The 23,708-nt window shown below is 70.0% G+C and carries 28 protein-coding genes and 1 tRNA gene; 17 read left to right on the top strand and 12 right to left on the bottom strand.

The window, feature by feature from the left end; all coding sequences use genetic code 11:
* Positions 1-157 precede the first annotated feature (157 nt).
* Entirely contained in the window at positions 158-886 is a 729-nt protein-coding gene (locus tag ABTW64_RS10710) for a beta-ketoacyl-ACP reductase (RefSeq protein WP_350622185.1), read from the top strand.
* 7 nt (positions 887-893) lie between these two features.
* On the opposite strand, the gene ABTW64_RS10705 is transcribed toward ABTW64_RS10710, so the two are convergent.
* The 3 genes from ABTW64_RS10705 to serB are packed head-to-tail and all read right to left on the bottom strand — an operon-like array spanning position 894 to position 2,737.
* Positions 894-1,592: an alpha/beta fold hydrolase gene (locus ABTW64_RS10705; RefSeq protein ID WP_350622183.1), complete on the bottom strand. Its 699-nt coding sequence runs from the start codon at positions 1,590-1,592 to the stop codon at positions 894-896.
* Between the two features lie 45 nt (positions 1,593-1,637).
* Entirely contained in the window at positions 1,638-2,108 is a 471-nt protein-coding gene (locus ABTW64_RS10700) for a GNAT family N-acetyltransferase (RefSeq protein WP_350622182.1), read from the bottom strand.
* Positions 2,105-2,737, bottom strand: a complete 633-nt coding sequence (serB, locus tag ABTW64_RS10695) for a phosphoserine phosphatase SerB (protein WP_350622180.1) — start codon at positions 2,735-2,737, stop codon at positions 2,105-2,107. The genes ABTW64_RS10700 and serB overlap by 4 nt, the downstream gene beginning before the upstream one ends.
* 109 nt (positions 2,738-2,846) lie before the next feature.
* Between serB and ABTW64_RS10690 the strand changes: the two genes are divergently transcribed.
* Together ABTW64_RS10690 and ABTW64_RS10685 are read left to right on the top strand one after the other, a co-directional pair.
* Positions 2,847-3,629: an ABC transporter ATP-binding protein gene (locus ABTW64_RS10690; protein WP_350622178.1), complete on the top strand. Its 783-nt coding sequence runs from the start codon at positions 2,847-2,849 to the stop codon at positions 3,627-3,629.
* Positions 3,630-3,713: 84 nt separating this feature from the next.
* On the top strand, positions 3,714-3,965 hold the full coding sequence (locus tag ABTW64_RS10685) for a type B 50S ribosomal protein L31 (protein WP_350622176.1): 252 nt from the start codon (positions 3,714-3,716) through the stop codon (positions 3,963-3,965).
* Between the two features lie 101 nt (positions 3,966-4,066).
* Here the strand turns inward: ABTW64_RS10685 and ABTW64_RS10680 are convergent, their stop codons facing one another.
* Both ABTW64_RS10680 and ABTW64_RS10675 read right to left on the bottom strand, forming a co-directional pair.
* Positions 4,067-4,285: a hypothetical protein gene (locus ABTW64_RS10680; RefSeq protein ID WP_350622174.1), complete on the bottom strand. Its 219-nt coding sequence runs from the start codon at positions 4,283-4,285 to the stop codon at positions 4,067-4,069.
* A 14-nt stretch (positions 4,286-4,299) separates the two neighbouring features.
* A complete protein-coding gene (locus ABTW64_RS10675) occupies positions 4,300-4,995 on the bottom strand; it encodes a 3'-5' exonuclease (RefSeq protein ID WP_502892332.1) in 696 nt (231 codons plus the stop codon).
* Positions 4,996-5,307: 312 nt separating this feature from the next.
* On the opposite strand from ABTW64_RS10675, the gene ABTW64_RS10670 reads away from it, so the two are divergent.
* Positions 5,308-6,186: an alpha/beta fold hydrolase gene (locus tag ABTW64_RS10670; RefSeq protein ID WP_350622172.1), complete on the top strand. Its 879-nt coding sequence runs from the start codon at positions 5,308-5,310 to the stop codon at positions 6,184-6,186.
* Positions 6,187-6,193: 7 nt separating this feature from the next.
* On the opposite strand, the gene ABTW64_RS10665 is transcribed toward ABTW64_RS10670, so the two are convergent.
* From ABTW64_RS10665 to ABTW64_RS10650, 4 genes are all read right to left on the bottom strand, one after another.
* Positions 6,194-6,667 (bottom strand): Lrp/AsnC family transcriptional regulator, encoded by a 474-nt coding sequence (locus ABTW64_RS10665; RefSeq protein WP_350622171.1) that lies wholly within the window; start codon positions 6,665-6,667, stop codon positions 6,194-6,196.
* A 113-nt stretch (positions 6,668-6,780) separates the two neighbouring features.
* Positions 6,781-7,806: a DNA topoisomerase IB gene (locus ABTW64_RS10660; RefSeq protein ID WP_350622169.1), complete on the bottom strand. Its 1,026-nt coding sequence runs from the start codon at positions 7,804-7,806 to the stop codon at positions 6,781-6,783.
* A 17-nt stretch (positions 7,807-7,823) separates the two neighbouring features.
* Positions 7,824-8,426: a histidine phosphatase family protein gene (locus ABTW64_RS10655; protein ID WP_350622167.1), complete on the bottom strand. Its 603-nt coding sequence runs from the start codon at positions 8,424-8,426 to the stop codon at positions 7,824-7,826.
* 49 nt (positions 8,427-8,475) lie between these two features.
* Positions 8,476-9,327 carry a Sir2 family NAD-dependent protein deacetylase gene (locus ABTW64_RS10650; RefSeq protein WP_350622165.1) on the bottom strand — a complete coding sequence of 284 codons (852 nt, stop codon included), beginning with the start codon at positions 9,325-9,327 and terminating at the stop codon, positions 8,476-8,478.
* Positions 9,328-9,406: 79 nt separating this feature from the next.
* On the opposite strand from ABTW64_RS10650, the gene ABTW64_RS10645 reads away from it, so the two are divergent.
* Positions 9,407-10,237, top strand: a complete 831-nt coding sequence (locus ABTW64_RS10645) for a TrmH family RNA methyltransferase (protein WP_350622163.1) — start codon at positions 9,407-9,409, stop codon at positions 10,235-10,237.
* 12 nt (positions 10,238-10,249) lie between these two features.
* Here ABTW64_RS10645 and ABTW64_RS10640 read toward each other — a convergent pair whose 3' ends face one another.
* A complete protein-coding gene (locus tag ABTW64_RS10640; RefSeq protein ID WP_502892331.1) occupies positions 10,250-11,092 on the bottom strand; it encodes an SGNH/GDSL hydrolase family protein in 843 nt (280 codons plus the stop codon).
* A 188-nt stretch (positions 11,093-11,280) separates the two neighbouring features.
* Between ABTW64_RS10640 and ABTW64_RS10635 the strand changes: the two genes are divergently transcribed.
* From ABTW64_RS10635 to ABTW64_RS10610, 6 genes are all read left to right on the top strand, one after another.
* Positions 11,281-13,029, top strand: a complete 1,749-nt coding sequence (locus tag ABTW64_RS10635; protein ID WP_350622159.1) for a DEAD/DEAH box helicase — start codon at positions 11,281-11,283, stop codon at positions 13,027-13,029.
* On the top strand, positions 13,026-13,565 hold the full coding sequence (locus ABTW64_RS10630) for an SRPBCC family protein (protein ID WP_350622157.1): 540 nt from the start codon (positions 13,026-13,028) through the stop codon (positions 13,563-13,565). Before ABTW64_RS10635 ends, ABTW64_RS10630 begins: the two co-directional genes overlap by 4 nt.
* A 39-nt stretch (positions 13,566-13,604) precedes the next feature.
* Positions 13,605-14,684, top strand: a complete 1,080-nt coding sequence (locus ABTW64_RS10625; RefSeq protein ID WP_350622155.1) for a VIT1/CCC1 transporter family protein — start codon at positions 13,605-13,607, stop codon at positions 14,682-14,684.
* A gap of 136 nt (positions 14,685-14,820) precedes the next feature.
* Positions 14,821-14,905: transfer RNA gene (locus ABTW64_RS10620), tRNA-Leu, on the top strand.
* Between the two features lie 58 nt (positions 14,906-14,963).
* Positions 14,964-16,277 (top strand): M20/M25/M40 family metallo-hydrolase, encoded by a 1,314-nt coding sequence (locus tag ABTW64_RS10615; protein ID WP_350622153.1) that lies wholly within the window; start codon positions 14,964-14,966, stop codon positions 16,275-16,277.
* Between the two features lie 74 nt (positions 16,278-16,351).
* Positions 16,352-17,185 carry an undecaprenyl-diphosphate phosphatase gene (locus ABTW64_RS10610; protein WP_350622151.1) on the top strand — a complete coding sequence of 278 codons (834 nt, stop codon included), beginning with the start codon at positions 16,352-16,354 and terminating at the stop codon, positions 17,183-17,185.
* A gap of 38 nt (positions 17,186-17,223) precedes the next feature.
* On the opposite strand, the gene ABTW64_RS10605 is transcribed toward ABTW64_RS10610, so the two are convergent.
* Complete coding sequence (locus ABTW64_RS10605) at positions 17,224-18,120, bottom strand: PAC2 family protein (protein WP_350622149.1); 897 nt, start codon at positions 18,118-18,120, stop codon at positions 17,224-17,226.
* Positions 18,121-18,256: 136 nt separating this feature from the next.
* On the opposite strand from ABTW64_RS10605, the gene ABTW64_RS10600 reads away from it, so the two are divergent.
* From ABTW64_RS10600 to ABTW64_RS10575, 6 genes are read left to right on the top strand one after another with little or no spacing between them, the layout of a single operon-like run.
* Positions 18,257-18,997 carry an HAD family hydrolase gene (locus ABTW64_RS10600; RefSeq protein WP_350622147.1) on the top strand — a complete coding sequence of 247 codons (741 nt, stop codon included), beginning with the start codon at positions 18,257-18,259 and terminating at the stop codon, positions 18,995-18,997.
* Entirely contained in the window at positions 18,994-20,043 is a 1,050-nt protein-coding gene (locus ABTW64_RS10595) for a tRNA (adenine-N1)-methyltransferase (protein WP_350622145.1), read from the top strand. Before ABTW64_RS10600 ends, ABTW64_RS10595 begins: the two co-directional genes overlap by 4 nt.
* 10 nt (positions 20,044-20,053) lie before the next feature.
* Entirely contained in the window at positions 20,054-21,058 is a 1,005-nt protein-coding gene (locus ABTW64_RS10590) for an FKBP-type peptidyl-prolyl cis-trans isomerase (protein ID WP_350622143.1), read from the top strand.
* 46 nt (positions 21,059-21,104) lie between these two features.
* Positions 21,105-22,091 carry a helix-turn-helix transcriptional regulator gene (locus ABTW64_RS10585; RefSeq protein ID WP_350622141.1) on the top strand — a complete coding sequence of 329 codons (987 nt, stop codon included), beginning with the start codon at positions 21,105-21,107 and terminating at the stop codon, positions 22,089-22,091.
* Complete coding sequence (locus ABTW64_RS10580; protein ID WP_350622139.1) at positions 22,088-22,429, top strand: FeoC-like transcriptional regulator; 342 nt, start codon at positions 22,088-22,090, stop codon at positions 22,427-22,429. The genes ABTW64_RS10585 and ABTW64_RS10580 overlap by 4 nt, the downstream gene beginning before the upstream one ends.
* Positions 22,430-22,433: 4 nt before the next feature.
* Positions 22,434-23,165 (top strand): helix-turn-helix transcriptional regulator, encoded by a 732-nt coding sequence (locus tag ABTW64_RS10575; protein WP_350622137.1) that lies wholly within the window; start codon positions 22,434-22,436, stop codon positions 23,163-23,165.
* Positions 23,166-23,266: 101 nt separating this feature from the next.
* On the opposite strand, the gene ABTW64_RS10570 is transcribed toward ABTW64_RS10575, so the two are convergent.
* The coding region (locus ABTW64_RS10570; protein ID WP_350622135.1) for a GyrI-like domain-containing protein at positions 23,267-23,708 on the bottom strand (442 nt) is incomplete at its 5' end.

Genomic DNA, 23,708 nt, shown 5'->3' with positions numbered 1-23,708 from the left:
TACGCCGCCGCACCGCCGCATCGGCCCGGGTTGGTCGGGGGGTACAGGGTCCCGACGGGACGCTTGTGCAGGATCTCACGGCGGCGCGGGAGCTGCCCCTCATAGGCTGGCGGAAGGTCGACCGCGCAGGTCGCAATCGAACAGGAGACACCACACCGTGAGCACCGACACCCCCGTCCCCGCTGGCCGCGTCGCACTCGTCACCGGCGGGAACCGCGGTATCGGCCGTGCGATCGCCGAGCGCCTCGTGAGCGAGGGATACCGCGTCGCCGTCACAGCGCGCAGCGGTGAGGGCCCGGAGGGGACGCTGACCGTGCGCGCCGACGTGACGGACGCGGCGGCGATCGATGCGGCGTTCACGGAGGTCGAGCAGCAGCTCGGGTCGGTCGAGATCGTCGTCGCCAATGCGGGCATCACCAAGGACACCCTGCTGATGCGGATGAGCGAGGACGATTTCGACAGCGTCGTGGCCACCAACCTCGGCGGATCGTTCCGCGTCGTCAAGCGCGCGTCGAAGGGCATGCTGAAGGCGCGGTTCGGCCGCGTCATCCTGATCTCGAGCGTCGTGGGGCTGTATGGATCGGCCGGTCAGGTCAACTACGCGTCGTCGAAGAGCGCACTGGTGGGGTTCGCCCGCTCGCTGACGCGCGAGCTCGGCGCCCGAGGCATCACGGCCAACGTGGTGGCGCCTGGCTTCATCGAGACCGACATGACCGCCGAGCTGTCCGAGGAGACGCAGGCCGAGTATCGCAAGGCGATTCCCGCGGGGCGCTACGGCACCGCCGATGAGGTCGCCGCCGCGGTGACATGGCTGGCGTCGGACGACGCGGCCTACATCTCGGGCGCGGTGATCCCGGTCGACGGTGGGCTGGGCATGGGCCACTGAGCCTGGCTCAGGAAGGGACGGCGGCGACGATCGCCTGGGCCAGCACCTCGGGCCGCGTGAACTGCGGCCAGTGACCGGTGCCGAGCCGGACCACCTCGACGGACTCGATCGCGTCGAAGGCGTCGCGCCAGGCGGGCCACTGCGAGATCAACTCCCGGAGCGCGGCCTCGTCGTGCCCGCCGGAGAGCACCGTGACGGGCACGGTGAACCGCGCATCGTCCACGAGCAGCAGCTCATCCGTGGGCACGTGCGCCGGCACCGTCTTCATGCGCGGCGCCGTGCGCTCACGCGTCGGCGCGTCGATGTCGTAGACGTCCTCTTCATCGAAGAAGTCCCAGCCGGGGAACGGCACGACGCCGTCGACGGCCGGGAACTCCGAGATGGACGCGCCGCTCGCCGGCGGCATCGTGTCGACGAGCACGACGCGTGCGACCTTGCCAACACACCGATCCGCCGCGCCGTAGGCGACGTTGCCGCCGCCTGAGTGCCCCACGAGCACCACAGGTCCGTCGAGGTCGTCGATGCGCGCCACGACCGCGTCGATCCAGTCGGCGAGGCGGATGTGCGCAGACTGCTCGGCGGGCGCGCCGACGCCCGGCAAGGTCACCGGATGCGGGCGATGCCCCGCCGCTTCGAGGGCGGGGAGGATCGGCTCCCACGACGACGCGTCGAGCCAGAGACCGGGGATGAGGATGAGGTCCGTCATGTGCGCAGGCTACGGCCGGCCACGGACATCGCGATAGACGCCGGCTCAGCCCGGGTCGCGCATCACCACGACGGGAGTCATCCGCCCAGTCAGGCTCGCTCGCTCCTCGGACCGGACGACGCGCATCCCCAGGTGCTCGTACAGTGCGATGTTGCCCGGCTCGTCCGCGCGCACGCTGCACTCGAGCCCCGAGAGGCCGAGATCGAGCGCATGCGCCCGCAGCGCGCGCACCAGCGCGCTGGCCAGCCCCAGCCCCCGCGACGAGGGGAGCACACCGAGGCGGCCGAAGTACACGCGGTCGCCGGCGACGCGGTGCTTCGCCACGGCGACCATCCTGCCGTCGCGTCGCACGACCGCGAGTCCCTGGCCCTCGCGCATCTCGGATCGCAGCGATGCGGCGGTCTCGAGCAGCGCACCGGACGGATGGCCTGCGGAGTACTGCGCGAAGGCGGCGTGCATCACCGCGATCGCCTCCTCGGCGTCGCCCGGCGCGGCATCGAGCGTGATGTCGGTCACGGCAGCAGGGGGATGACCTGGCTCAGGTCGACGGGTCCGATCACGAGGGGCGCGGCAGCGCGCACGGCGGGCTTGGCGTTGAACGCCAGGCCCAGCCCCGCAGCCTCGAGCATGAGCAGGTCGTTCGCGCCGTCGCCGATCGCGATGGTGCGCGCCGACGGCACGCCGTGCTCGCCGGCCCAGCGGATCAGCCAGTCGCGCTTGGCCGCCGCGTCGACGATGGGGCCGTCGACCGCGCCGGTCAGCACGCCGTCGGCGGCGACCAGGCGGTTGGCCCGCCACAGGTCGACCCCGAGGCGGGGGGCGAGGTCGTCGAGGATCTCGTGGAACCCGCCCGACACCACAGCCACCAGGCCGCCCCGCTCGTGCACGGCATCGATGAGCGCGGTCACGCCGGGGGTCGGCTCGATCCGGGCACGCACACGTGCGAATGCCGCGACGGGCACGCCCGAGAGCTCCCGCACCCGCGAGCGCAGGCTCTGCGCGAAGTCGACCTCGCCTCGCATGGCGGCCTCGGTCGCGGCCGCGACCTCGGCTCCGCGGCCGGCTTCGTCGGCGATGAGCTCGATCACCTCGTTGCGGATGAGCGTGGAATCGGCATCGAGCACGACGAGGAGACGAGCGGTCACGTCTCCCGAGCGTAGCGGCACACGCCGATCGGCCTGGCGCAGGGGGGATGCCGGCGACGGCACCGCGCGTCAGGCCAGGACGCCCGATCCGACTCGGTAGGCTGATGGCATGCCTTCTGTGCTCTCCTTCGATGACGTCGTTGTCCGCCGAGAAGGCCGGAACATCGTGGATGGACTCACGTGGACGGTGAACGACGACGAGCGCTGGGTGATCCTGGGGCCCAACGGTGCGGGGAAGACGACGCTGCTTCAGCTCGCCGACACGCTGATCCACCCCACGTCCGGTTCCGTGGACATCCTGGACGAGCGACTCGGGCGGACCGACGTGTTCGAGCTGCGCCCGCGCATCGGCTTCGCGTCAGCGGCCCTCGCAAAGCGCATCCCCGCCGACGAGACCGTGCTCGACGCGGTGCTCACCGCGGCCTACTCGGTGCTCGGGCGCTGGAACGAGCAGTACGAGAACATCGACGAGCGCCGCGCGCTGCGCGTCCTGCAGGAGTGGCGGCTGGATCACCTCGCCGATCGCACCTTCGGCACGCTCAGCGAGGGTGAGCAGAAGCGCGTGCAGATCGCCCGCGCCATCATGACCGACCCCGAGCTGCTGCTGCTCGACGAGCCCACGGCGAGTCTGGACCTCGGCTCGCGCGAGGTCATCGTGGGCCTGCTCGGCGAGTATGCGAAGTCGCCCGTCACGCCGGCGCTCGTGATGGTGACGCACCACGTGGAGGAGATCCCCGAGGGCTTCACCCATGTGCTGCTGCTGAGGGACGGCGTCGCGGTGGCGGCCGGCCCGATCGCGGAGACGCTGACCGCCGAGAACCTCTCGGACGCGTTCGGACTGCCCATCGTGCTGACCGAGGACGGCGGCCGCTACGCGGCCCGCGCCGCCTGAGTGTCTGCGAGGGAATCTCTGGTAGAGTTGTTCGCTGGTGCCCAAGCACCGGAAGACTTTCGAAACCTCTTGGCAAGGAACCCCATGAAGACTGACATCCACCCCGAGTACAAGGCGGTCGTGTTCCGCGACCTCGGTTCGGGCGAGACCTTCCTCACCCGTTCGACCGTGACCAGCGAGAAGACCATCGAGCTCGATGGCGTCGAGTACCCGGTCATCGATGTCGAGATCTCGTCGGCGTCGCACCCGTTCTACACGGGCAAGCAGCGCATCATGGACTCGGCCGGCCGCGTCGAGAAGTTCAACCAGCGCTTCAAGAACTTCGGCGCCAAGTAAGCCACCAGGTTCTCGCGACCTTCGCTCTCGCGCAAAGGCCCCGCTTCGGCGGGGCCTTTTGCGCGTCTGGGGACGTCAGCCCGGCCCGTCAGGATGGCCCGTCAGGGCGACTCGTCCAGTGCGATCTCGATGGTGCCGTTCTCGAAGTCCACGACGCCCGGCCCCCTGTCCGGAGTGGGAGCGGGGACGGGGATGATCCTGAGCGACGCCGCCTCCATGTCGGCGTCATGCGCGGAAGGTCTCCAGACCGCGTCCACGCCTCCGCCGATGCCCTGCAACGGGTATCGGCGGCGCAGCCGCTCCCACGCGTCATCCGGCATGGCAGGAGGATACGTCAGCGGACCGGCCAGCTGCCGTCGAGCGCCTCGGACGGCTCGAGACGGCCGATGCGGATGAAGTGCTCGGTGAGGCTCTCGGCCTGCTCGCGCGCCCAGTCGATCTGCTGAGTGTGCAGCTCGAGCGGGTCGTCCGGCAGGCGGTCGGCGTAGCGCTCGGCGAGCGCCAAGGCGACCCGACCGGCCGCGATGGCGTCGGCGGACGCCTCGTGCGCCGACTCGAGCGGCACGGCGTAGTGGGCCGCGACGACATCGAGCGTGCGCTTGCCCTTGCGGAACCGGTCGCACGACTTGTCGATCACCAGAGGGTCGATGACGGGCGCGGGCGATTCGATGCCCTCGATCCCATGACGCGCGCACTCGTTCTTCAGCAGCGAGAAGTCGTAGGCGGCGTTGTAGGCGACGACCGGGATGCCCGCGGAGAGCAGCGTGCGCAGCGCCGCCGTCACCTCGGCGATCACCTCGCAGGCAGGGCGCCCTTCCGCGCGTGCGTGTGCCGTCGTGATGCCGTGCACCTCCGTGGCTCCCTCAGGGATGTCGATGCCCGGATCTGCGAGCCAGTGCTCCTCATGCACGATCGCTCCCGAGGAGTCCAGGAGACCGACGTAGGCGGTGACGATGCGGTCCTCGACGACGTCGACGCCCGTGGTCTCGAGGTCGAACACCCCCACGCGGCTGGTCCACCGCTCGGGCAGCGCCCGGACGGTGGTCTGCTCGACGACGGTCTCGTGCACGATCGCGGTGCCGGTCACGACCGTCACATCCGTGACGGAGGTCTCGCTGAAGAGCACCTCCTCGTCCGGCGGGTGGGTCGGCGCCTCGTCACGCGGGAACCAGGTGGTCGTCTCGCCCGGGTGGTCGAGCTCGTCCAGCTCGAACAGCGGGGGCGGATTCGGCCACGACCTCGTCATACCACCACACGGTAGGGCGCCGCGCCGACATCGGCCGGTCGCCACACCGGCGAGGCGCCGAGGTGGCGCAAAGGGGCGGGTACGTAGACTCGAACCGTGCCCGTCGCCTCGCCCTACGCCCCCCGGCTCGACGCCATCGCGATCGAGCGCCGAGAGGCGGAGGTGCTGGGGGGACCGACGGTGTACTGGGTCTACGGGCCGGCCGACGCCGGCACGACCATCCTGGCCGTGCACGGCTTCCGCGGCGAGCATCACGGACTCGAGCCCGTGGTGGCGTTCCTGCCCGGCGTGCGCGTGATCATGCCGGACCTGCCGGGGTTCGGCGAGACGCCGCCGTTGACTGGACGGCGGCACGACATCGCGACCTACGCAGACTGGCTCGACGCGTTCGCCGCGACGGTCGCGCCGGGCGCGATCGTGCTCGGCCATTCGTTCGGCTCGATCGTGTCGTCGGCGGCCGTCGCGCGCGGACTGGCGACACCGCGGCTCATCCTGGTGAACCCGATCGGCGCGCCGGCTCTGGAAGGCCCCCGCGGCGTTCTGACCCGCCTGGCGATCTTCTACTACTGGGCAGGGGCCCGCCTGCCTCGCGCGATCGGCACGTGGCTTCTGCGCAACCCCATCGTGGTCCGCGTCATGTCGGAGGCGATGGCCAAGACGCGCGATCGCGGGCTGCGCGCCTTCATCCACGATCAGCACCACCGGTACTTCTCCCTGTTCGCGGACCGCGACGTGCTGCATGACGCCTTCGTCACGAGCGTGTCGCACGATGTCAGCGAATACGCCGAGCGGATCACGGTGCCCACGCTGCTGATCGCGGCCGACCGCGACGACATCACGCCGATCGAGGCCGAGCGGGTGCTGGCGAAGCGATTCGCCGACGCGGCGCTCGTCGAGATCGCGGACGTGGGCCACCTCATCCACTACGAGAAGCCCGCGGAGGCCGCCGCCGCCATCCGCGACTGGCTGCCGTGACGGCGCGTCAGGGCTCGCGGCGGGCGAGCTGCATGAGCCCGTTGACGCGATAGGGAACAGCCTCGCTCATCACGAGGGAGGTCTCGGTGCGCTCCACGCCCTCGATGCCCAGGATGCGCGCGTCCACATCGAACAGGTGCCGCGCGTCGCGGCAGGCGACGAGTGCGAGCAGGTCCGTCTGCCCCGACATGCCGTGCACCTGCACGACCTCGGGCACCGCCGCCAGCTCGCTCGTGATGCGGGGGAGGTCGACCTGGCGCACACCGATCGCGAGGAACGCCTCGAGCGGGAACCCCAGCGCGGCCGTCGAGATCGAGCGCTCGAACGAACGGAAGACGCCGGCCTTGTCGAGTCGCGCCATGCGCGCCTGAACCGTGTTGCGCGAGAGGCGCAGCCGCTCTGCGAGCGCCACGACCGTGGCTCGCGGGTCCTCGCTCAGGGCGGCGAGCAGCTCGAGGTCGACGTGATCCAGGGAAGCCATAGTGCGAGACATTAGCAGGATCGCGGCGGCGGTATTGCGCATCCTGCTCAGTCGTTATGGGATCGAGTGCGCGGGGTGGCCTGTTCGCGCCGAGCTGCGGATTCGCGATCCGCTCAGCTGTCGTCCTGCTCCCGGATGAGCCGGATCGTGGCGCGTTCGAGAGCCAGCTGGCGTTCGTCGGGGCTGTCGTACGAGCGCCTCACGACGGTGCCGATGGTGCGGCCCTCTTCGAAGGCCGAGATCACGCGGGGATCGACGTACGACGTGCGTGCGAGCGTGGGGGTGTTGCCGAGGAAGTCGGCGACCTCGCGCATCGCCTCGGTCACGATGCGGCGTCTGCGGGTGACGCCTCCGCGCCCCGAGCGCTCGAGCTCGTCGGCTCCCGCGGCGATCTCCGCCGCCGCGAGCACCGTGGCGTGCCACGTGCGGAAGTCCTTCGCGGTCGCGTCCATGCCGGTGATCTCGCGCACGTACTCGTTGACCATGGCCGAGCTCAGCGTGCGCCAAGAGCCGTCGCGGCACGCGAGCAGCGTGACGGCGTCGTCGCGCCGGCGGCGCAGCGTCTCGACCGCCGCGGTGACCGGCTCGTCCTCGATCTCGATGCGGTGGTCCACGCCCGACTTGCCCGTGAAGGCGAAGACGAGCGTGCGTCCCCGCCGGGTGACGTGGTCGCGGCGCAGCGTGGTGAGGCCGAAGCTGCCGTTCGCGTCGGCATAGACGTCGTTGCCGATGCGGAAGCAGCCGAGGTCGAGCAGCCGCACCGCGAGCGCGCACGCGCGCTCCCGCGGCATGCCGTCACGCGTCAGGTCGGCCAGCACGCGGGAGCGCGCGGCCCCGAGGGCGCGCCCGAAGTCGAGCACGCGGTCGAACTTCGCCGCGTCACGTCTCGTGCGCCAATCGGGGTGGTACAGGTACTGACGCCGCCCGGCGGCGTCGGTGCCGACGGCCTGCAGGTGACCGTTCGGGAACGGCGTGATCCACACATCGCGCCACGCAGGCGGGATCGCCAGAGACCGGACGCGCTCGACCGCCTCGGGCGGCAGCCGCTGACCGTGCTCGTCCAGGTAGGCGAAGCCGCGGCCCGCGCCGCGGCGCGTCCAGCCGGGCTGATCGGGTGATGTGCGGCGCAGGCGCACCATGGGTCATCCGTCCGGGGTCAGGCCCCGGACGCCTCGCGGTCGGAGGGGGTGAGCACGGGCGTGTCCAGAGACGCGCTCTCGAGTGCGAGCCCCTCCTCGGTCAGGCGGAACACGGTGACGGAGGCGTTCTCGATGCGCTCGCCCGGGCGCGGGAGGGCCCCGTCGGTGGCGATGCCCAGGAGCGCCCGGATGACCCCGCCGTGCGCCACGACGATGGTCGCCTCGCCCGGTGCGTCGTCGGCCACGGCACCGAGGGCCTGCAGCGCCCGCTCGGCGAGGTGCTCGGCGGACTCGCCGCCCGGCACGGGGCCCGTGCCGAACCGCTCGAGGAAGTCGGACACGAGCGTTCCCTCGCCGACGCCGTAATCGCGCTCGACGAGGCCCGCGTGCGTGGAGGGGGCTTCGAGCCCCAGGGCCTCGGCGATGATCTCGGCCGTCTCCCGTGCCCGCTGCAGCGGGCTGGAGGCGATGTGCGTCCACGAGCCGTCGCGCAGGGCGTCGGCGGCGATGAGCGCCTGCGCGCGCCCGGTGTCGTTCAGGGGGATGTCGGTGCGGCCCTGAATGCGCCGCTCGGCGTTCCAATCGGTCTGGCCGTGGCGGACGAGCGCGAGAAGGGTCACCGTCCGAGCCTACGTCGCGCGGGCCGCAGCGAGGGCGGTGGGCGGCGGATCAGCGGGACGCGGGCAGAGCGCGCGCCAGCTCCTGCAGCACCTCGCTGGTGCCGGCGTCGATCTTCACGGTCACGCGCGCGTCGGCACGCGTCTCGCCCCGGTTCACGATGACCACGGGGAGGCGGCGGCGGCGCGCGCGCTCCACGAAGCGGATGCCGGAGTTGACCACGAGCGAGGAGCCCGCGATGAGGAGAGCTTCGCTGCTGTGCAGCAGCTGCTCGGCCTCCCGGAACTTCTCGGCGGGGATGAACTCGCCGAAGAACACCACATCCGGCTTCAGCATGCCGCCGCACACCGTGCACGCCGGGATCACGAAGTCGACGGCCGACTCGGGCAGCACGTCGCCATCCGGGCCGAGCTTGACGTTCTCGGGGACCGTGATCCACGGGTTGTCGCTCTCGAGACGCTGGGCGATGTCCCGACGGTCGAACACCTGCCCGCAGTGCGTGCAGAACACGCGGCGCATCGTGCCGTGCAGCTCCACGACGCGGTGGCTCCCGGCCCGCAGATGCAGTCCGTCGACGTTCTGCGTGATGACGCCGCTGACGATGCCCTCCCGCTCCAGTGAAGCCAGCGCCGCGTGGCCCGCGTTGGGCGAGGCGGCCGAGAAGGCGCGCCATCCCAGGTGAGAGCCGACCCAGTAGCGGCGCCGCGCGCCCTCGTCGGTCAGGAACGTCTGGGCCGTCATGGGGGAGCGGCGCGGCGCGCCCTTGCCGCGGTAGTCGGGGATGCCCGAGTCCGTCGACACGCCCGCGCCCGTGAGCACGGCGACCCGCCGGCCCGCGAGGGCTTCGACCGCGCGGCCGAGGTCCGCCGCCGTGGCGTCGTCGAGGTCGGGCACGAGAGGCACGGAGCCGAGTCTATGGCGTCGCCGCGCGCGCGGGCGGCGGAGCGGCAGGCGGCGCCGTGGCGTGCGGGATGCTGGTGGGATGAGGATGCTGCACATCGCCGATCCGGCGGACCCACGGCTCGCCGACTTCCGAGACCTGACGGATGTCGCGCTGCGCCGCGTGCTCGAGCCTGAGGGCGGTCTCTACATGGCCGAGTCGTCGAAGGTGCTCTCGCGCGCGCTGGCGGCCGGTCACCGCCCGCGCGCGGTGCTCACGCAGGAGCGATGGCTCGGCGAGCTGGCGGAGATCCTGGCGGACGAGCCGGATGTGCCGGTGTACGTGGTGCCCGCGCAGACGGCCGAAGCGCTCACGGGGTATGCGGTGCACCGCGGCGTGCTGGCATCGATGCACCGCCCTCCCGTGCGCGGCGTGGCCGATGTGCTCGCGGGCGCCCGGCTGGCGGTCATCCTGGAGGACATCGTCGATCACACGAACGTCGGGGCGGCGTTCCGCGCAGCGGCGGGGCTCGGCGCCGACGCCGTGCTCGTGACACCGCGCTGTGCCGACCCGCTCTACCGGCGCAGCGTGCGCGTCAGCATGGGCACCGTGTTCCAGGTGCCCTGGACGCGCCTGCCCGAGTGGCAGGGCGACGACGGCGCGCGTGTCCAGCTGCACGCCGCGGGGTTCCATATCGCCGCCCTGGCGCTGGCCGAGGACGCGGTGTCGCTCGACGACTTCGCGGCGGCGCCGCCTGAGCGTGTGGCCCTGCTGATGGGCGCGGAGGGAGACGGGCTGTCGCGGCGTGCGCTGGCCGCAGCGGACAGCGTCGTGACCATCCCGATGGCCGGCGGCGTCGACTCGCTCAACGTGGCGTCGGCGAGCGCGGTCGCGCTGTGGGCGGTGAGTCGCGGCCAGGGCGGCGCCCGCTGACGGGGAGCCGGTTCAGTCCGGAAGATCGAGAGCGCGGATCGGCGTCGGCTCGGGGCGCTTGGCGGTGATGTTGTCGCCCGACGACTGGTGACGCAGGCGCCGCAGCACCCAGGGCACCAGGTGCGCGCGAGCCCACACCAGGTCGTTCACGCGCGCCGCGCGCCAGGTCGACTGCGGCAGGGGATCGGGCCGCATGGGCAGCAGATCGTTCTCGACGTTGAGGGCGCGCAGCACCATCCGGGCGACCTCGTGGTGGCCGAGCGCGTTCATGTGCAGGCGGTCGTCGTCGAAGAACCGCCGGTCCTGGACCGTCTTCAGCGCCCACTGGTCGGCGACGATGCAGTCGTACTTGTCGGCGATCGCGCGGATGTTCTCGTTGTAGATCGCGACCCGCCCGCGCAGGGGACGGAACACCGGCGTGAACGAGGTGTCGATGCCGGTGAAGACCACCACCGTGGCGCCCTCGCTGCCGAGCCGTTCGACCGCGGACTCGAACATGACGGCCACCTCGTCCGGGTCGCCACCGGGGCGGATCACGTCGTTGCCGCCCGCGCAGAACGTCACGAGGTCGGGCTTGAGGGCGAGCGCCGGCTCGATCTGCTCGTCGATGATCTGGCCGATCAGCCGGCCGCGCACGGCGAGGTTGGCGTACGCGAAGTCGCCGACCTGGCCGCCGAGCACCTCGGCGACGCGGTCGGCCCAGCCCCGGTGTCCGCCGGGAGAACCGGGCTCGGGATCGCCGATGCCCTCCGTGAACGAGTCGCCGAGCGCGACGAAGCGGCGCCACGGGTGCGGACCCTCGTTCGCCACGAACGGGGTGCGCACGGAGGTGCCGGGGGCGATGTGGACGGGCATCGATGCGTCGAGGGACATGGAGACCTCCCTGGGAATCGGAGACGGCCCGGGGACGGGGATGGGCCGGTGAGCCGGGATGGGCGTCAGCAGACTACTCCGAGCGCCGGGCCGGACGGATCCCCCGCGCGGCGGAGTGTTCGGCGGCTCCCGGACGAATGTCGGCGGCGTCCGGTTATCGTTGTTGTCCCATGCTGTCACCGTCCTACCCGCAGAGAGCTCCGTGGGGCACCGCGGGCAAGCTGCGCGCCTGGCAGCAGGAGGCCCTCGAGGCGTACTTCGAGGCGGACAAGCGCGACTTCCTGGTGGCCGCCACGCCGGGCGCCGGCAAGACGACGTTCGCCCTGACGCTCGCGGGGGAGCTGCTGCGCACGCGCGAGGTCGACCGGATCATCGTCGTCGCACCGACCGAGCACCTCAAGACGCAGTGGGCCGACGCCGCGGCTCGCGCGCACATCCGGCTCGATCCGTACTTCCGCAACAGCCACACCACGTTCTCGCGTCAGTATCACGGCGTGGTCGTGACCTACGCTCAGGTCGCGGTCAAGGCATCTGTCCACCGCTCGCTCACCGAGGGCGGCCGCACGCTCGTGATCCTCGACGAGGTGCATCACGGCGGCGAGGCGCTGAGCTGGGGTGACGCGCTGCGCGAGGCGTACGGACCGGCGAAGCGTCGTCTGCTGCTCAGCGGCACGCCGTTCCGCAGCGACGATGCCCCCATCCCGTTCGTCGAGTACGCGCCCGACGCGCAGGGACTGCGCACGTCTGTCACCGACTACGCGTACGGCTACGGCCGGGCCCTGGCCGACGGCGTCGTGCGCCCCGTGCTGTTCCACGTCTACTCGGGCCACATGAAGTGGCGCACGCGGGCCGGCGACGAGCTCGAGGCGCACCTCGGCCAGGACAACATCAAGGACATCACCTCGCAGGCCTGGCGCACCGCTCTCGATCCCCAGGGCGAGTGGATGCAGGCCGTGCTGCGCTCGGCCGACCAGCGGCTCACGGAGATCCGGCAGCACGTGCCCGATGCCGGCGGGCTGGTGCTCGCGACCGATCAGACCGCGGCGCGCGCGTACGCGAAGCTCCTCCACTCGATCACAGGGCAGAGGGCGACCATCGTGCTGTCCGACGACGCGGAGGCGTCGCAGCGGATCGAGCGCTTCTCCGAGGGAGCGGACCGCTGGATGGTCGCCGTGCGCATGGTGTCGGAGGGCGTCGACGTGCCGCGCCTCGCGGTCGGCGTCTACGCGACCTCGTCGTCGACGCCGCTGTTCTTCGCGCAGGCGATCGGGCGCTTCGTACGGGCCCGGCGCAGGGGCGAGGCGGCGAGCGTGTTCCTGCCGCACGTGCCCGTGCTGATGTCGCTCGCCAACGAGATGGAGCGCCAGCGCGATCATGTGCTGGACCGGCTCGAGAAGGACGAGGACGGGCTCGACGACTCGCTGCTCGAAGCCGCGGAGCGCGAGGACAAGGCATCCGACGCCCTCACCGAGGAGGGATCGTTCGAGGCGCTCGGCTCGGTCGCGCACTTCGACCGCGTCGTGTTCGACGGCAAGGAGTTCGGCCAGCTCGCGGTGCCTGGGACCGACGAGGAGCAGGAGTTCATCGGCTTGCCCGGCCTGCTCGAGCCCGAGCATGTGCACGAGCTGCTGATGCAGCGGGTCGCGCACCAGTCGCGGCACCGTCAGGTGCGTGAGGCCCGGGAGGCCGACGGGGTCGAGCCGGTCTCGACGCTTCCCGCGCCGCTGCACCGCACCCTCAAGGAGCAGCGCCAGCTTCTCAACAGCCTGGTCGGCGTCTACGCGCGCCAGACGGGTGAGCCGCACGGGGTGATCCACGCCGAGCTGCGGCGCCGCTGCGGGGGTCCCGAGGTCGCGAAGGCCACCGTCGCGCAGCTGCAGGCGCGCATCGACCTGCTGCGCAAGCGCGTGCGCTCGTGATGCGGGCCGCCCGGGCTCGCCGCAGATCCGCCGAGTACTCGTTCCGCACGCGGTGGGTGCTCGACGCCGCGCCGGCGCGGTGCTGGGGCGAGCTCGAGCGCTCGATCACCGGGGCGTCACCGCCCTGGTGGCCCGGGATGACGATCGTCACGCCGGCCGTCCGGCTCGCGCCCGGCGAGCGGGTGCGGATCGAGGTGCGCGCCCCGCTCGGCTACACCCTGCGGTGCGACCTGCGGCTGACTCAGGTCGGCGCAGCGCGGACGCTCGCGGCCCGCAGCGAAGGCGACCTCGCCGGCGACGGCGGCGTCGACATCCGCTCCTGCGACCGCGGCACCGAGATCCGCTTCCGCTGGGATGTCGCGGTGCGAAAGCGCTGGATGCGCGTGCTCAGCCCGGTGCTGCGTCCCGTCTTCGCGCTCGCGCACGGGCGCGTGATGCGTGCGGGGGAGCGCGGACTGCGCCGCGCGCTCGGTTCGGGGGTCCGAAAACCTGTCAATCCCGCGCCCCGCGCGGGGAGCGGAGCCCCGGCTCGGTAGCGTGGAGGGCATCCCATCCCGTCCCTCTCAGGAGGTCCCTTGAGCGCGCCCTCACCCGCCGACCACGTCGATCGCCGCCGTTGGGCCCAGTACCTCGCCGACGAGCGCGCGGAGGCGAACGTGTACCACAGGCTCGCCGCGTCGAAGGAGGGCGAGACGCGCGAGATCCTCGAGCAGCTCGCCGCCGCGGAGGGGCGCCACGAGGCGCACTGGCTGGGCCTGCTGGGGGGTGAGCCCGAGCGGATGCCGCGCGCCAGTCTGCGCACCCGCATGCTCGGCGCGATGGCGGGCCGCTTCGGCACCCTGTTCGTGCTCGCGCTCGCGCAGAACGCGGAGGCGCGCTCGCCCTACGACGGCGAGCGCTTCGCGACGCCCGCGATGCGCGCCGATGAGAAGGTGCACCACGAGGTCGTGCGCGGCCTGGCCGCGCGCGGGCGGCGGCGCCTGTCGGGGACGTTCCGCGCGGCGGTGTTCGGGGCGAACGACGGGCTCGTCTCCAACCTCGCCCTGGTCCTCGGCATCGGGGCGACGGGCGTCGCGCCGCAGTTCGTGCTCTTCAGCGGCATCGCGGGCCTCCTCGCCGGGGCGCTGTCGATGGGGGCGGGGGAGTTCGTCTCGGTGCGGTCGCAGCGCGAGCTTCTCGAGGCGACCGAGCCGACGGCCTTCGGCGGTCGGACGCTGCCGGATCTCGACATCGACTCGAACGAGCTCGCGCTCGTCTACCGCGCGCGCGGCATGGGACACGACGAGGCGGTCGAGCGCGCCCGCCGGGTGATCGCGGAGGCGCACACGGGTGGGCGGGTGCCCACTCGTACGGGAGCGACCGACATCGGCGAGGTCGTGGGCGGTGCCTGGCGTGCGGCCGCGTCGAGCTTCCTGTTCTTCGCGAGCGGCGCGATCATCCCGGTTCTGCCGTGGCTGTTCGGGCTGTCCGGCGTCGCGGCCGTGATCCTGGCGCTGGTGCTGGTGGGACTGGCACTTCTCGGCACGGGGGCGACGGTCGGCCTGTTGTCGGGGGCGTCCCCGCTCAAGCGGGCGCTGCGCCAGCTCGGCATCGGGCTGGGGGCCGCGGCCGTCACGTACCTGCTCGGCCTGGCGTTCGGGGTATCGGTCGCCTGAGTCCGATGTGGCCGCGCAGACACGCGCGGGATGCGAGGAAGACGCTGGCGATTCGGCGCGCCGTGCCGACCGTGGTAATGTCTCTCTTCGGTCGCGAAAGCGATCGAGCGCCGGTCTCAGGACCGGTCACCCAGTTGCGCGGGTGGCGGAATAGGTAGACGCGCTAGCTTGAGGTGCTAGTGCCCGTATAGGGCGTGGGGGTTCAAGTCCCCCCTCGCGCACAGTAGAAGGCCCCGGAGAGATCCGGGGCCTTCGTCGTTCCGGGCTACGGTGGAGCCCATGTCGACGAACGCGCTGCCGGAGACGGAACTGCCCGAGGTCGCGCGGATCGCGCGTGATCTGATCCGGATGGACACCACGAACTGGGGCGGCGGCCGATCGAACGGCGAGCGGCAGGCCGCAGAATACGTCGGGGCGCACCTGGAGAGCCTCGGGCTCGCACCGCAGTACTACGAGCCGATCGCGGGTCGCACCAACGTGATGGCGCGCGTCCCCGGTCGCGATGCGTCGAAGCCGGCGCTCGTGCTGCACGGGCACCTGGACGTCGTGCCCGCGGTCGCCGACGACTGGTCGGTCGACCCGTTCGGCGGCGTCATCCGCGACGCCATGCTGTGGGGACGCGGCGCGGTCGACATGAAGGACATGGACGCGATGATCCTTGCCGCGGTCGGCGGGATGCTCCGCGCCGGCGAGCAGCCCGAGCGCGACCTCGTGCTGGCGTTCTTCGCCGACGAGGAGAACGGGGGCGTCGAGGGATCGCAGCTGGTCGTGCGCGACCGCCCGGAGTGGTTCGCAGGGGCGACGGAGGCGATCAGCGAGGTCGGCGGATACTCGATCCCCGTGGGAGACCGCAGCGCCTACCTGCTCCAGGTGGGCGAGAAGGCCCTGATGTGGGTGACGCTGGTGGCGCGGGGCCGTGCGGGACACGGCAGCCGGGTGCATCCCGACAACGCCGTGACGCGCCTCGCGGCCGCAGTCGCCCGCCTCGGCTCGACCGACTGGCCCGTCGAGATGACCGCCACCACGGAACGCCTCCTCGCCGGCATCGCCGAGGTCGCGGGCCTCGACCCGGCCGCGCATCCCGACGAGCTGGCGGCCTGCACGGGCCCGGCGGCCGCGTTCGTCGCCTCGACGTTCCGCACCATCACGAATCCCACCGGTCTGACCGCCGGGTACAAGCACAACGTGATCCCGGATGCCGCCTCGGCGACCGTCGACATCCGCGTGCTCCCAGGGGCCGAGGACGCCGTGCTCGCCGAGGTGCAGCGGATCGTCGGCGACGACATCGAGATCCGGATGTTCCATCGCGACATCGGGCTCGAGATCCCGTTCGAGGGCGCGCTCGTCGACGCGATGGTCGGGGCTCTCGACCGCCATGACCCCGGGGTGCCCGTGCTGCCCTACCTGCTGGGCGCGGGCACGGACAACAAGGCGCTCGCAACGCTCGGCATCGACGGCTACGGCTTCGCGCCGCTGAAGCTGCCCGCCGGGCTCGACTTCACGGGCATGTTCCATGGGGTCGACGAGCGCGTGCCGCTGGATGCCCTCGACTTCGGGGTGCGCGTGCTGACGGACCTCATCCGCTCGTACTGACCGGATCATCCGGAAGACTGATCCTGCGGGAGTCGGACGGCCCGTCCAGCGGGCGTGACCTAGAGTCGACTCTCGTGCCGTTCATCGAAGCGATCATCCTCGGCCTCGTGCAGGGCCTCACCGAGTTCCTGCCCATCTCGTCGAGCGCCCACATCCGCATCCTCGGAGAGTTCCTGCCGTCGGCGACCGATCCGGGGGCGACCTTCACGGCGATCACGCAGATCGGCACCGAGGCCGCCGTGCTGGTCTACTTCTGGAAGCGGATCACGCGCATCATCGCGCGGTGGGCGCAGTCGCTCGCGGGCAAGGTGCCGCACAGCGACCCGGATGCCCGCATGGGCTGGCTGGTCATCATCGGCACCCTGCCCATCGGCGCGCTGGGCTTCCTGTTCCAGGACGTGATCCGCGATGTCTTCCGCAACCTGTGGCTCGTCGCGATCGTGCTGATCGTATTCGGCATCATCCTGGGCGTGGCCGATCGATACGGCCGTCGCGAGCGAGACCTCGACGACATCACGTATCCGAGCGGCGTGGCCATGGGGTTCGCGCAGGCGCTCGCCCTCGTGCCGGGCGTCTCTCGCTCGGGGGCCACGACGACCGCCGCCCGCCTGCTGGGGTACAACCGCACCGCGGCGGCCGAGTACGCGTTCCTGCTCGCGGTTCCGGCCGTGTTCGGCAGCGGCCTCTACGAGCTGCTGCACGCGGTCACCGAGCCGGCCACGGGGCCATACGGCCTCCTGGAGACGGCCGTGGCCACGATCGTGGCGTTCGTCGTCGGATGGGTCGTGATCGCCTACCTGATGCGCTACCTGAAGACCGGCAGCTTCCTGCCGTTCGTGATCTACCGGGTCGCGCTCGGCGGCATGCTGATCGTGCTGCTGGCCACGGGAGTGCTCGCCGCGTACTGAGGTCGTCCGTTCGGGGACCCGCGCATCAGCGACCAGCCTCAGCGACCGGGGCGGTCGTCGCGCCCGCGGCCGTCGCTGCGGCGCAGGTAGCTCTCGAACGCCTGGGCGATGGCGTCGCCGGAGGCCTCGGGCGAGTCCCAGGTGTCACGCGCCTGCTCGAGCTGCTGGATGTACTCGCGCATCTCGTCGTCCTCGGCGGCGGCCGCGTCGATCGTCGCCTCCCATGTGGCCGCCTCCGCGGCGAGGGTGCCGCGGGGCACGTCGGCGGCGGCGAGCTCCTCGAGGCGGTCGAGCAGTGCGAGCGTCGCCTTGGGCGACGGCGTGTGGCCCGCGACGTAGTGCGGCACACTCGCCCACAGGCTGGCCGAGGGGATGCCGGCGGCCTCGGCGGCGTCGCCCAGCACGCTGAGCACTCCCACGGGGCCCTCGTAGCCGCTGCGCTCCAGCCCGAGCGACGCGCGCAGCGAGTCGTTGTCGCTCCCCGCGAAGATCGAGATCGGCCGCGTGTGCGGCACATCCGCCATCATCGATCCGAGCGTCACGAACCCTGTGACGTCCTCCCGCAGCGCCGCGTCGATGAACTCGGCGGCGAACGCCTGCCAAGCGCGGGCGGGCTCCACGCCCGTCAGCACCCAGAACTCGGTGCCGCCCGTGCGCCGCACCGGCCGGTGCAGCGTCGCCTCGGGCCAGCGCAGGCGTCGGCGCCCTTCGCTGTCGGTCTCGACGGTGGGTCGCGTGTACTGATAGTCGAAGTACAGCTCGGGGTCGACGCTCGCGACCCTCTCGTACTCGCCGTGCGCAAGCAGCAGGTTCACGGCGCTCGTCGCGGCCTCGCCCGCGTCGTTCCACCCGTCGAACGCGGCGACGACGATCCTGCGCCCCAGGCTGAGCGGCTCGGGGGGCGTCGCGCCCGTCGTGTCGGCCTCGTGCTCCACTCGGCTCCTCTCCGTCCGCCGCGCCTCCCGCCCGACGGAGCTTCGTCTCAGGATAGGCGCCCGGGGCGCAACGGTGGCGGCGCGCGCGGAGATCGCGGCCAGGGTTCGCCGAGGGCGTGACGGCTAGGCTGTCTCGGTGACTTCACCGCATCCCGTCCCCTCCGCCGAGAGCGCCCCGCGCCCCGCCGCCGTCCTCTGGGACATGGACGGCACGCTCGTCGACACCGAGCCGTACTGGATCGCCGCGGAGGCCCCGCTGGTCGAGGAGTACGGCGGCACGTGGACGCACGAGGACGCCCTGCAGCTGGTGGGTCTGAGTCTCGAGCAGTCGGCGCGCATCCTGCAGGAGGCAGGCGTGCGCCTGAGCGTCGACGAGATCATCGCGACGCTCTCGGACAGGGTCGTCGCGATGTGCGCCGAGAAGGGCGTGCCGTTCCGGCCCGGTGCGATCGAGCTGCTGCGCGACCTGCGTGCGGCCGGGGTGAAGACGGGCCTCGTGACCATGTCGTATCGCCACATGGCGCTGGCGATCGTCGAGCTGATCGGCTTCGAGGCGTTCGACGTCGTCGTCGCGGGTGATGACGCGCGCCGCCCCAAGCCCTTCCCCGACCCGTACCTCCAGGCGGCCGAGGCGCTCGGGATCGACATCGCCGATGCGGTCGCCGTCGAGGACTCGCCGAACGGCCTGCGCTCGGCGATCGCATCGGGCGCGGTCGCCCTCGGCGTGCCGAACATCCTGCCCCTGGAGGGCCTGGGCGCACATGCGCTGTGGCCCACGCTGGCGGATCGCACGACTGCGGACATGGCCCGGCTGCACCGGGAGATCCGGATGAGCGCGAACCCGACGAGCGGCCGTGTGCAGGAGGTCCAGGCGTGAGCGACTTCCCGCGACCCCGCGGCCCGTTCCGGTACGGCGACCGCGTGCAGCTGACGGGCCCCAAGGCGCGCATGCACACGATCACGCTGCGCGAGGGCGGCGAGCTGCATACCCACCACGGTGTGCTGAAGCACGAGCAGCTCATCGGCCACCCCGACGGCTCGGTGTTCGCGAACAGCTCGGGTCACGAGTACCTAGCCCTGCGCCCGCTGCTGCGCGACTTCGTGATGTCGATGCCCCGTGGCGCCGCGATCGTCTACCCCAAGGACGCAGCGGCCATCGTCGCGCAGGCCGACATCTTCCCGGGCGCCGTCGTGGTCGAAGCGGGAGTCGGCTCCGGCGCCCTCTCGCTGTCGCTGCTGCGGGCAATCGGCCGCGAGGGCCGGCTGATCTCGTTCGAGCGGCGCGGCGAGTTCGCCGAGGTGGCGAAGGCGAACGTCGAGACGTTCTTCGGCGAGACGCCCGACACCTGGCAGGTCGTGGAGGGCGATCTGGCGGAGGAGCTGCCGCTGGCGGTCGCGCCGGGATCGGTCGACCGCGTCGTGCTCGACATGCTCGCGCCGTGGGAGGTCATGGACGCCGTGGCCGATGCGCTTGCGCCCGGCGGCGTGGTGATCTGCTACGTCGCGACGGCGACCCAGCTGTCTCGCGTGGCGGAGTACATCCGCGGCACGGGCGGCTTCACCGACCCCGAGGCGAACGAGACCATGGTGCGCGGCTGGCACGTCGAGGGCCTGGCCGTGCGGCCGGATCACCGCATGGTCGCTCACACCGGCTTCCTGATCTCGGCGCGCCGACTCGCGCCCGGCGTGGTGCCTCCCGAGGTCAAGCGTCGTGCGTCGAAGAAGAGCTTCTCGGACGAGGACGTCGAGCTGTGGACGCCCGGCGCCGTGGGCGACCGCGAGATCACCGACAAGAACCTGCGCAAGCGCATCCGCGAGGCCCAGAAGGGCGCCCGCGGCGCCCGCATCGCCGCCGGGCGAGAGGTCGACGAGGACGTGGAGGGGGCCTCCGACGCGTCGGGGGCACCCGGCGCGGACGCATAGACTGAACCGCATGCGGAGAACTTCGGCCGTCCTGTCGATCGTCGCCCTCGCGGGCCTGGGCCTCGTGGGCTGCGCGCCCGCCGGTACCGCCGGCGCGACGTGCGAGCGCGTCGCTGACAGCGACCCCGACGTGATGTCGCAGATCGACGTCTCCGGCGCTCTGGACGAAGCGCCGTCGGTCGACGTGCGCACGCCCTTCGTCGCGAAGAGCGACGAGCACGCGGATGTCGCGCGGGGAGAGGGACCGGCGATCACCGACCTCGGTCAGCCCGGTGTGCTGGACATCACGCTCTACGACGGGCAGACGGGTCAGACCCTGCTCGGCACCGCCTACAGCGGGGATGTCTCGAGCGTCGGCTCGCTGCGCGGCTGGACCGACCAGTTCCCCGCGCTCGAGGACGCCCTCCTGTGCGCGACCGAGGGGTCGCGCATCGCCGTCGCGATCTCGCAGGACGGCGTCACGGAGGAGACCCGCGCGTACTACGCCCAGGCCGGTCTGCCCGCCGAGGGGTCGCTCATCGCCGTGGTCGATGTGCGCAAGGTGCTGCCGCGCGCCGCATCGGGTCAGCTGCAGTTCAACGACGGGCTGGGGCTTCCCACGGTGGTGCGCGCCCCCGACGGCACTCCGGGCATCATCGTCCCGAACGCGACGGCGCCCGACGAGGTCGTGGTGCAGACGCTGATCAAGGGCGACGGGGCCGTGCTCGCTCCCGACGACCAGGTGGTGCTGCAGTACACGGGCGTCACGTGGGACGAGCGCGAGGTGTTCGACTCGACCTGGGAGGGTGACGCGGGCGCACCGGGCACTCCGGCCGTCCTCTCGGCCGATCAGGTCGTGCCGGGCTTCGCGCAGGCGCTCGAGGGGCAGACGGTCGGCTCGCAGGTGATGGTGGTCATCCCGCCGGACCAGGGCTACGGCGACCAGGCGCAGGGCTCGATCCCGGCGAACTCGACGCTGGTGTTCGTGATCGACATCCTGGGCACCGTGCCGGCCGCCCAGGCCCCGGCGCAGTAGTCCGACGCCGCCCCGCGAGGCGCCGGCCACGGCCTAGGATGGCGTGGTGGCCGAGAGGATCCAGGCGGAAGAGCGCCAGCTGAATCTGATCGTGGCCCTCATGGCCACGGAGTTCGGGCTGACCAAGCAGCAGATCCTCGAGACGGTCTCGGGCTACCGTCAGCGCGCGGGAGCCAAAGCCGATGCGCTCGAGAAGATGTTCGAGCGCGACAAGGACGACCTGCGCGACCTCGGCGTGCCGATCGAGACGATCGGGGACAGCGCGGATCCGAATGACTTGCGCGAGGCCCGCTATCGCATCCCGAAGGCGGAATACGACCTGCCGTCCGACATCACGTTCACACCGGCCGAGGTCGCCATCCTCGCGTTGGCCGGCTCGGTGTGGAGCGAGGGCTCGATGTCGAAGGACGCGCACAGCGGGCTGCGAAAGATCCGCGCGCTCGGTATCGAGGTCGACGAGCCGATCATCGGCTTCGCCCCGCGGATGACGGCGCGCGAGCCCTCGTTCGCGACGCTGCGCGATGCGATCGAGGCGTGCCGCGTGGTGGCCTTCGACTATCTCAAGCCGGGCGAGGAGCACGCGCGACGGCGCACGGTGCGCCCGCTGGCGCTGATCGACTACGAGGGGCGCTGGCACGTCTCGGCACACGACGTCGACGCCGATGGCGAGCGCCTGTTCCTGCTGTCGCGCATCGTGGGGGAGGTCGTGCCGCAGCGCGAGCGCTTCGACCCGGAGCTGCGCGAGGGCGCGGGCGAGCGCGCCACACGAGGACTGCAGGAGGTCGCCGCGCGCAACCAGGCGCTGCTGGAGGTGACTCCCGGCAGCGAGGGGGCGCTGCGACTCACGCGGCGAGGCGTCCCGGCCGCGCAGGGCATCCGGGTCCCGTATGTCGACCTCCACATCTTCGCCGACGAGCTGGCGTCATACGGGCCGGAGGTGCGCGTGGTCGAACCGGCCGCCCTGCGCGACGCGGTCATCGGCCGGCTGCGCGCGGCCCGGCACGCGCACCTCGACGAAGGGAGCGCCGTGTGAACCGCCTGCTCACGCCCGACCGCGTGTCGCTGTACCTCACGCTGGTTCCCTACCTGGTGGAGCGAGGCGAGGTGTCGCTGGAGGACGCCGCGCGCGACTTCGACGTCACGCCCGCGCAGATGCGCAGCATGGTGGAGAAGCTCACCGTGATCGGCCGACCCGAGCAGATGCCGGATGACCTGTTCGACATCAACTGGGACCTGCTGGACGAGCAGGGGATCATCGAGATCACGCAGGCGGTCGGGCTGGAGCGCTCCCCTCGCCTCACGGCCCGGGAGGCGGCGGCGCTGCTCGGCGGCCTGCGCCTGGCGGGATCGCTGCCGGGAACTTCATATTGATGAGATGCTCCAATTGTATTTGACTGGAATGGGAATCTACACAGGTAGATCAGCGGAATTAAACTTACAGCTGAAAAATACCCTTTTGAAGCTTGAAAAGCAGTTGCCAGCTACTTACAGGCCTGATATAAACAAAATCAAACAAAGGTTTTATTTTGATGATACCCCTTGGTGGGAGCCACCTAAGTTAATCCCTTTCATAGGGCAACTGCGTAGTGTAGTTTTACGTTCTCAAAAAATAAGTATTGAATACGCTAAAGTTAATGGGGAGCGTTCTTTTCGCGTGATTTCTCCTTATGGTCTTGTTGTGAAGCAAATGGACTGGTATGTTGTGGCTTATTGTGAGCAAGCTGAGGAGGTACGTTCTTTTAAGTGTGAGAGAATTCTGAGTGTCAAGGTAACAGGAGATGAATTCAGTATCCCAACTCATTTTCATCTTGAACAGTATTGGAAAACACAAAATAACAGCTTTAAACAACAGCGGCGTCTAGAAGAACAATATATTGTAACGATTGTAATCTCCGAAAATCATATCAAGATGCTTGATCAATGGGAGGTTGTAAAACTAAAGCAGGTAGGCAGAGAATGGCTTGTAGATATCAACATGTATAGCGAGGAGCAAGCTATTCAGCTTGTGATGAGGATAATAGGAGAAGCAGAGGTACTGCGACCTATGCATTTACGCCAAAAGATTAGAGTGAAATTAGAAAATTTGCAGAAGGTATATAATAAATAGCTAAATGAAGTTGCTACTACCCAAACTTATTTTAATAGTGGATAAGAAATTAAAGGGGCGCAACCTTTGTTAGCGCCCTAAATCTCTCTTTAGCTTATATCTTATTTTTTTCGAACAGGCAGCCAAATCTCGCTTACATAATCTTCGCTTTCGGTATCCCCATCGGTATAATATTCAAAATCATAATCAGGGACTAATTCGTAGTCTGATTGTGGTAGCCACTCACGATAAATACGTTCCCATGTATCTTGAATCGCATAGGGTACTTTTCCCACACATTTGAAAACTGCCCAGGTATAAGCGGGAACAGTGAGTATCTCAAACCCTGTAGGAACCTCTCTATCTTGTTCATAAAAGCAACCAATTCCATAACGAAACTCATTACGTCCCGTTTTTGTTTCCTCGCAAATGCCTAGCGCTCCAGGTACTTGTTTAAATAAACCATCAGCAAAATATTGTGACCAAAACTTAGGGATCTCTTGTTCACTCGTATCTAATGTAAATATTTTTGTTTTTGCTATCACCTCAAACGACTCTTTTTGC

Origin of the sequence: Microbacterium sp. NPDC096154 (assembly GCF_040302945.1) — a bacterium.
Classification (GTDB): Bacteria; Actinomycetota; Actinomycetes; order Actinomycetales; family Microbacteriaceae; genus Microbacterium.
The sequence above is the reverse complement of the archived record's forward strand: the minus strand, read 5'-3'. Positions and strand labels throughout refer to the sequence as shown.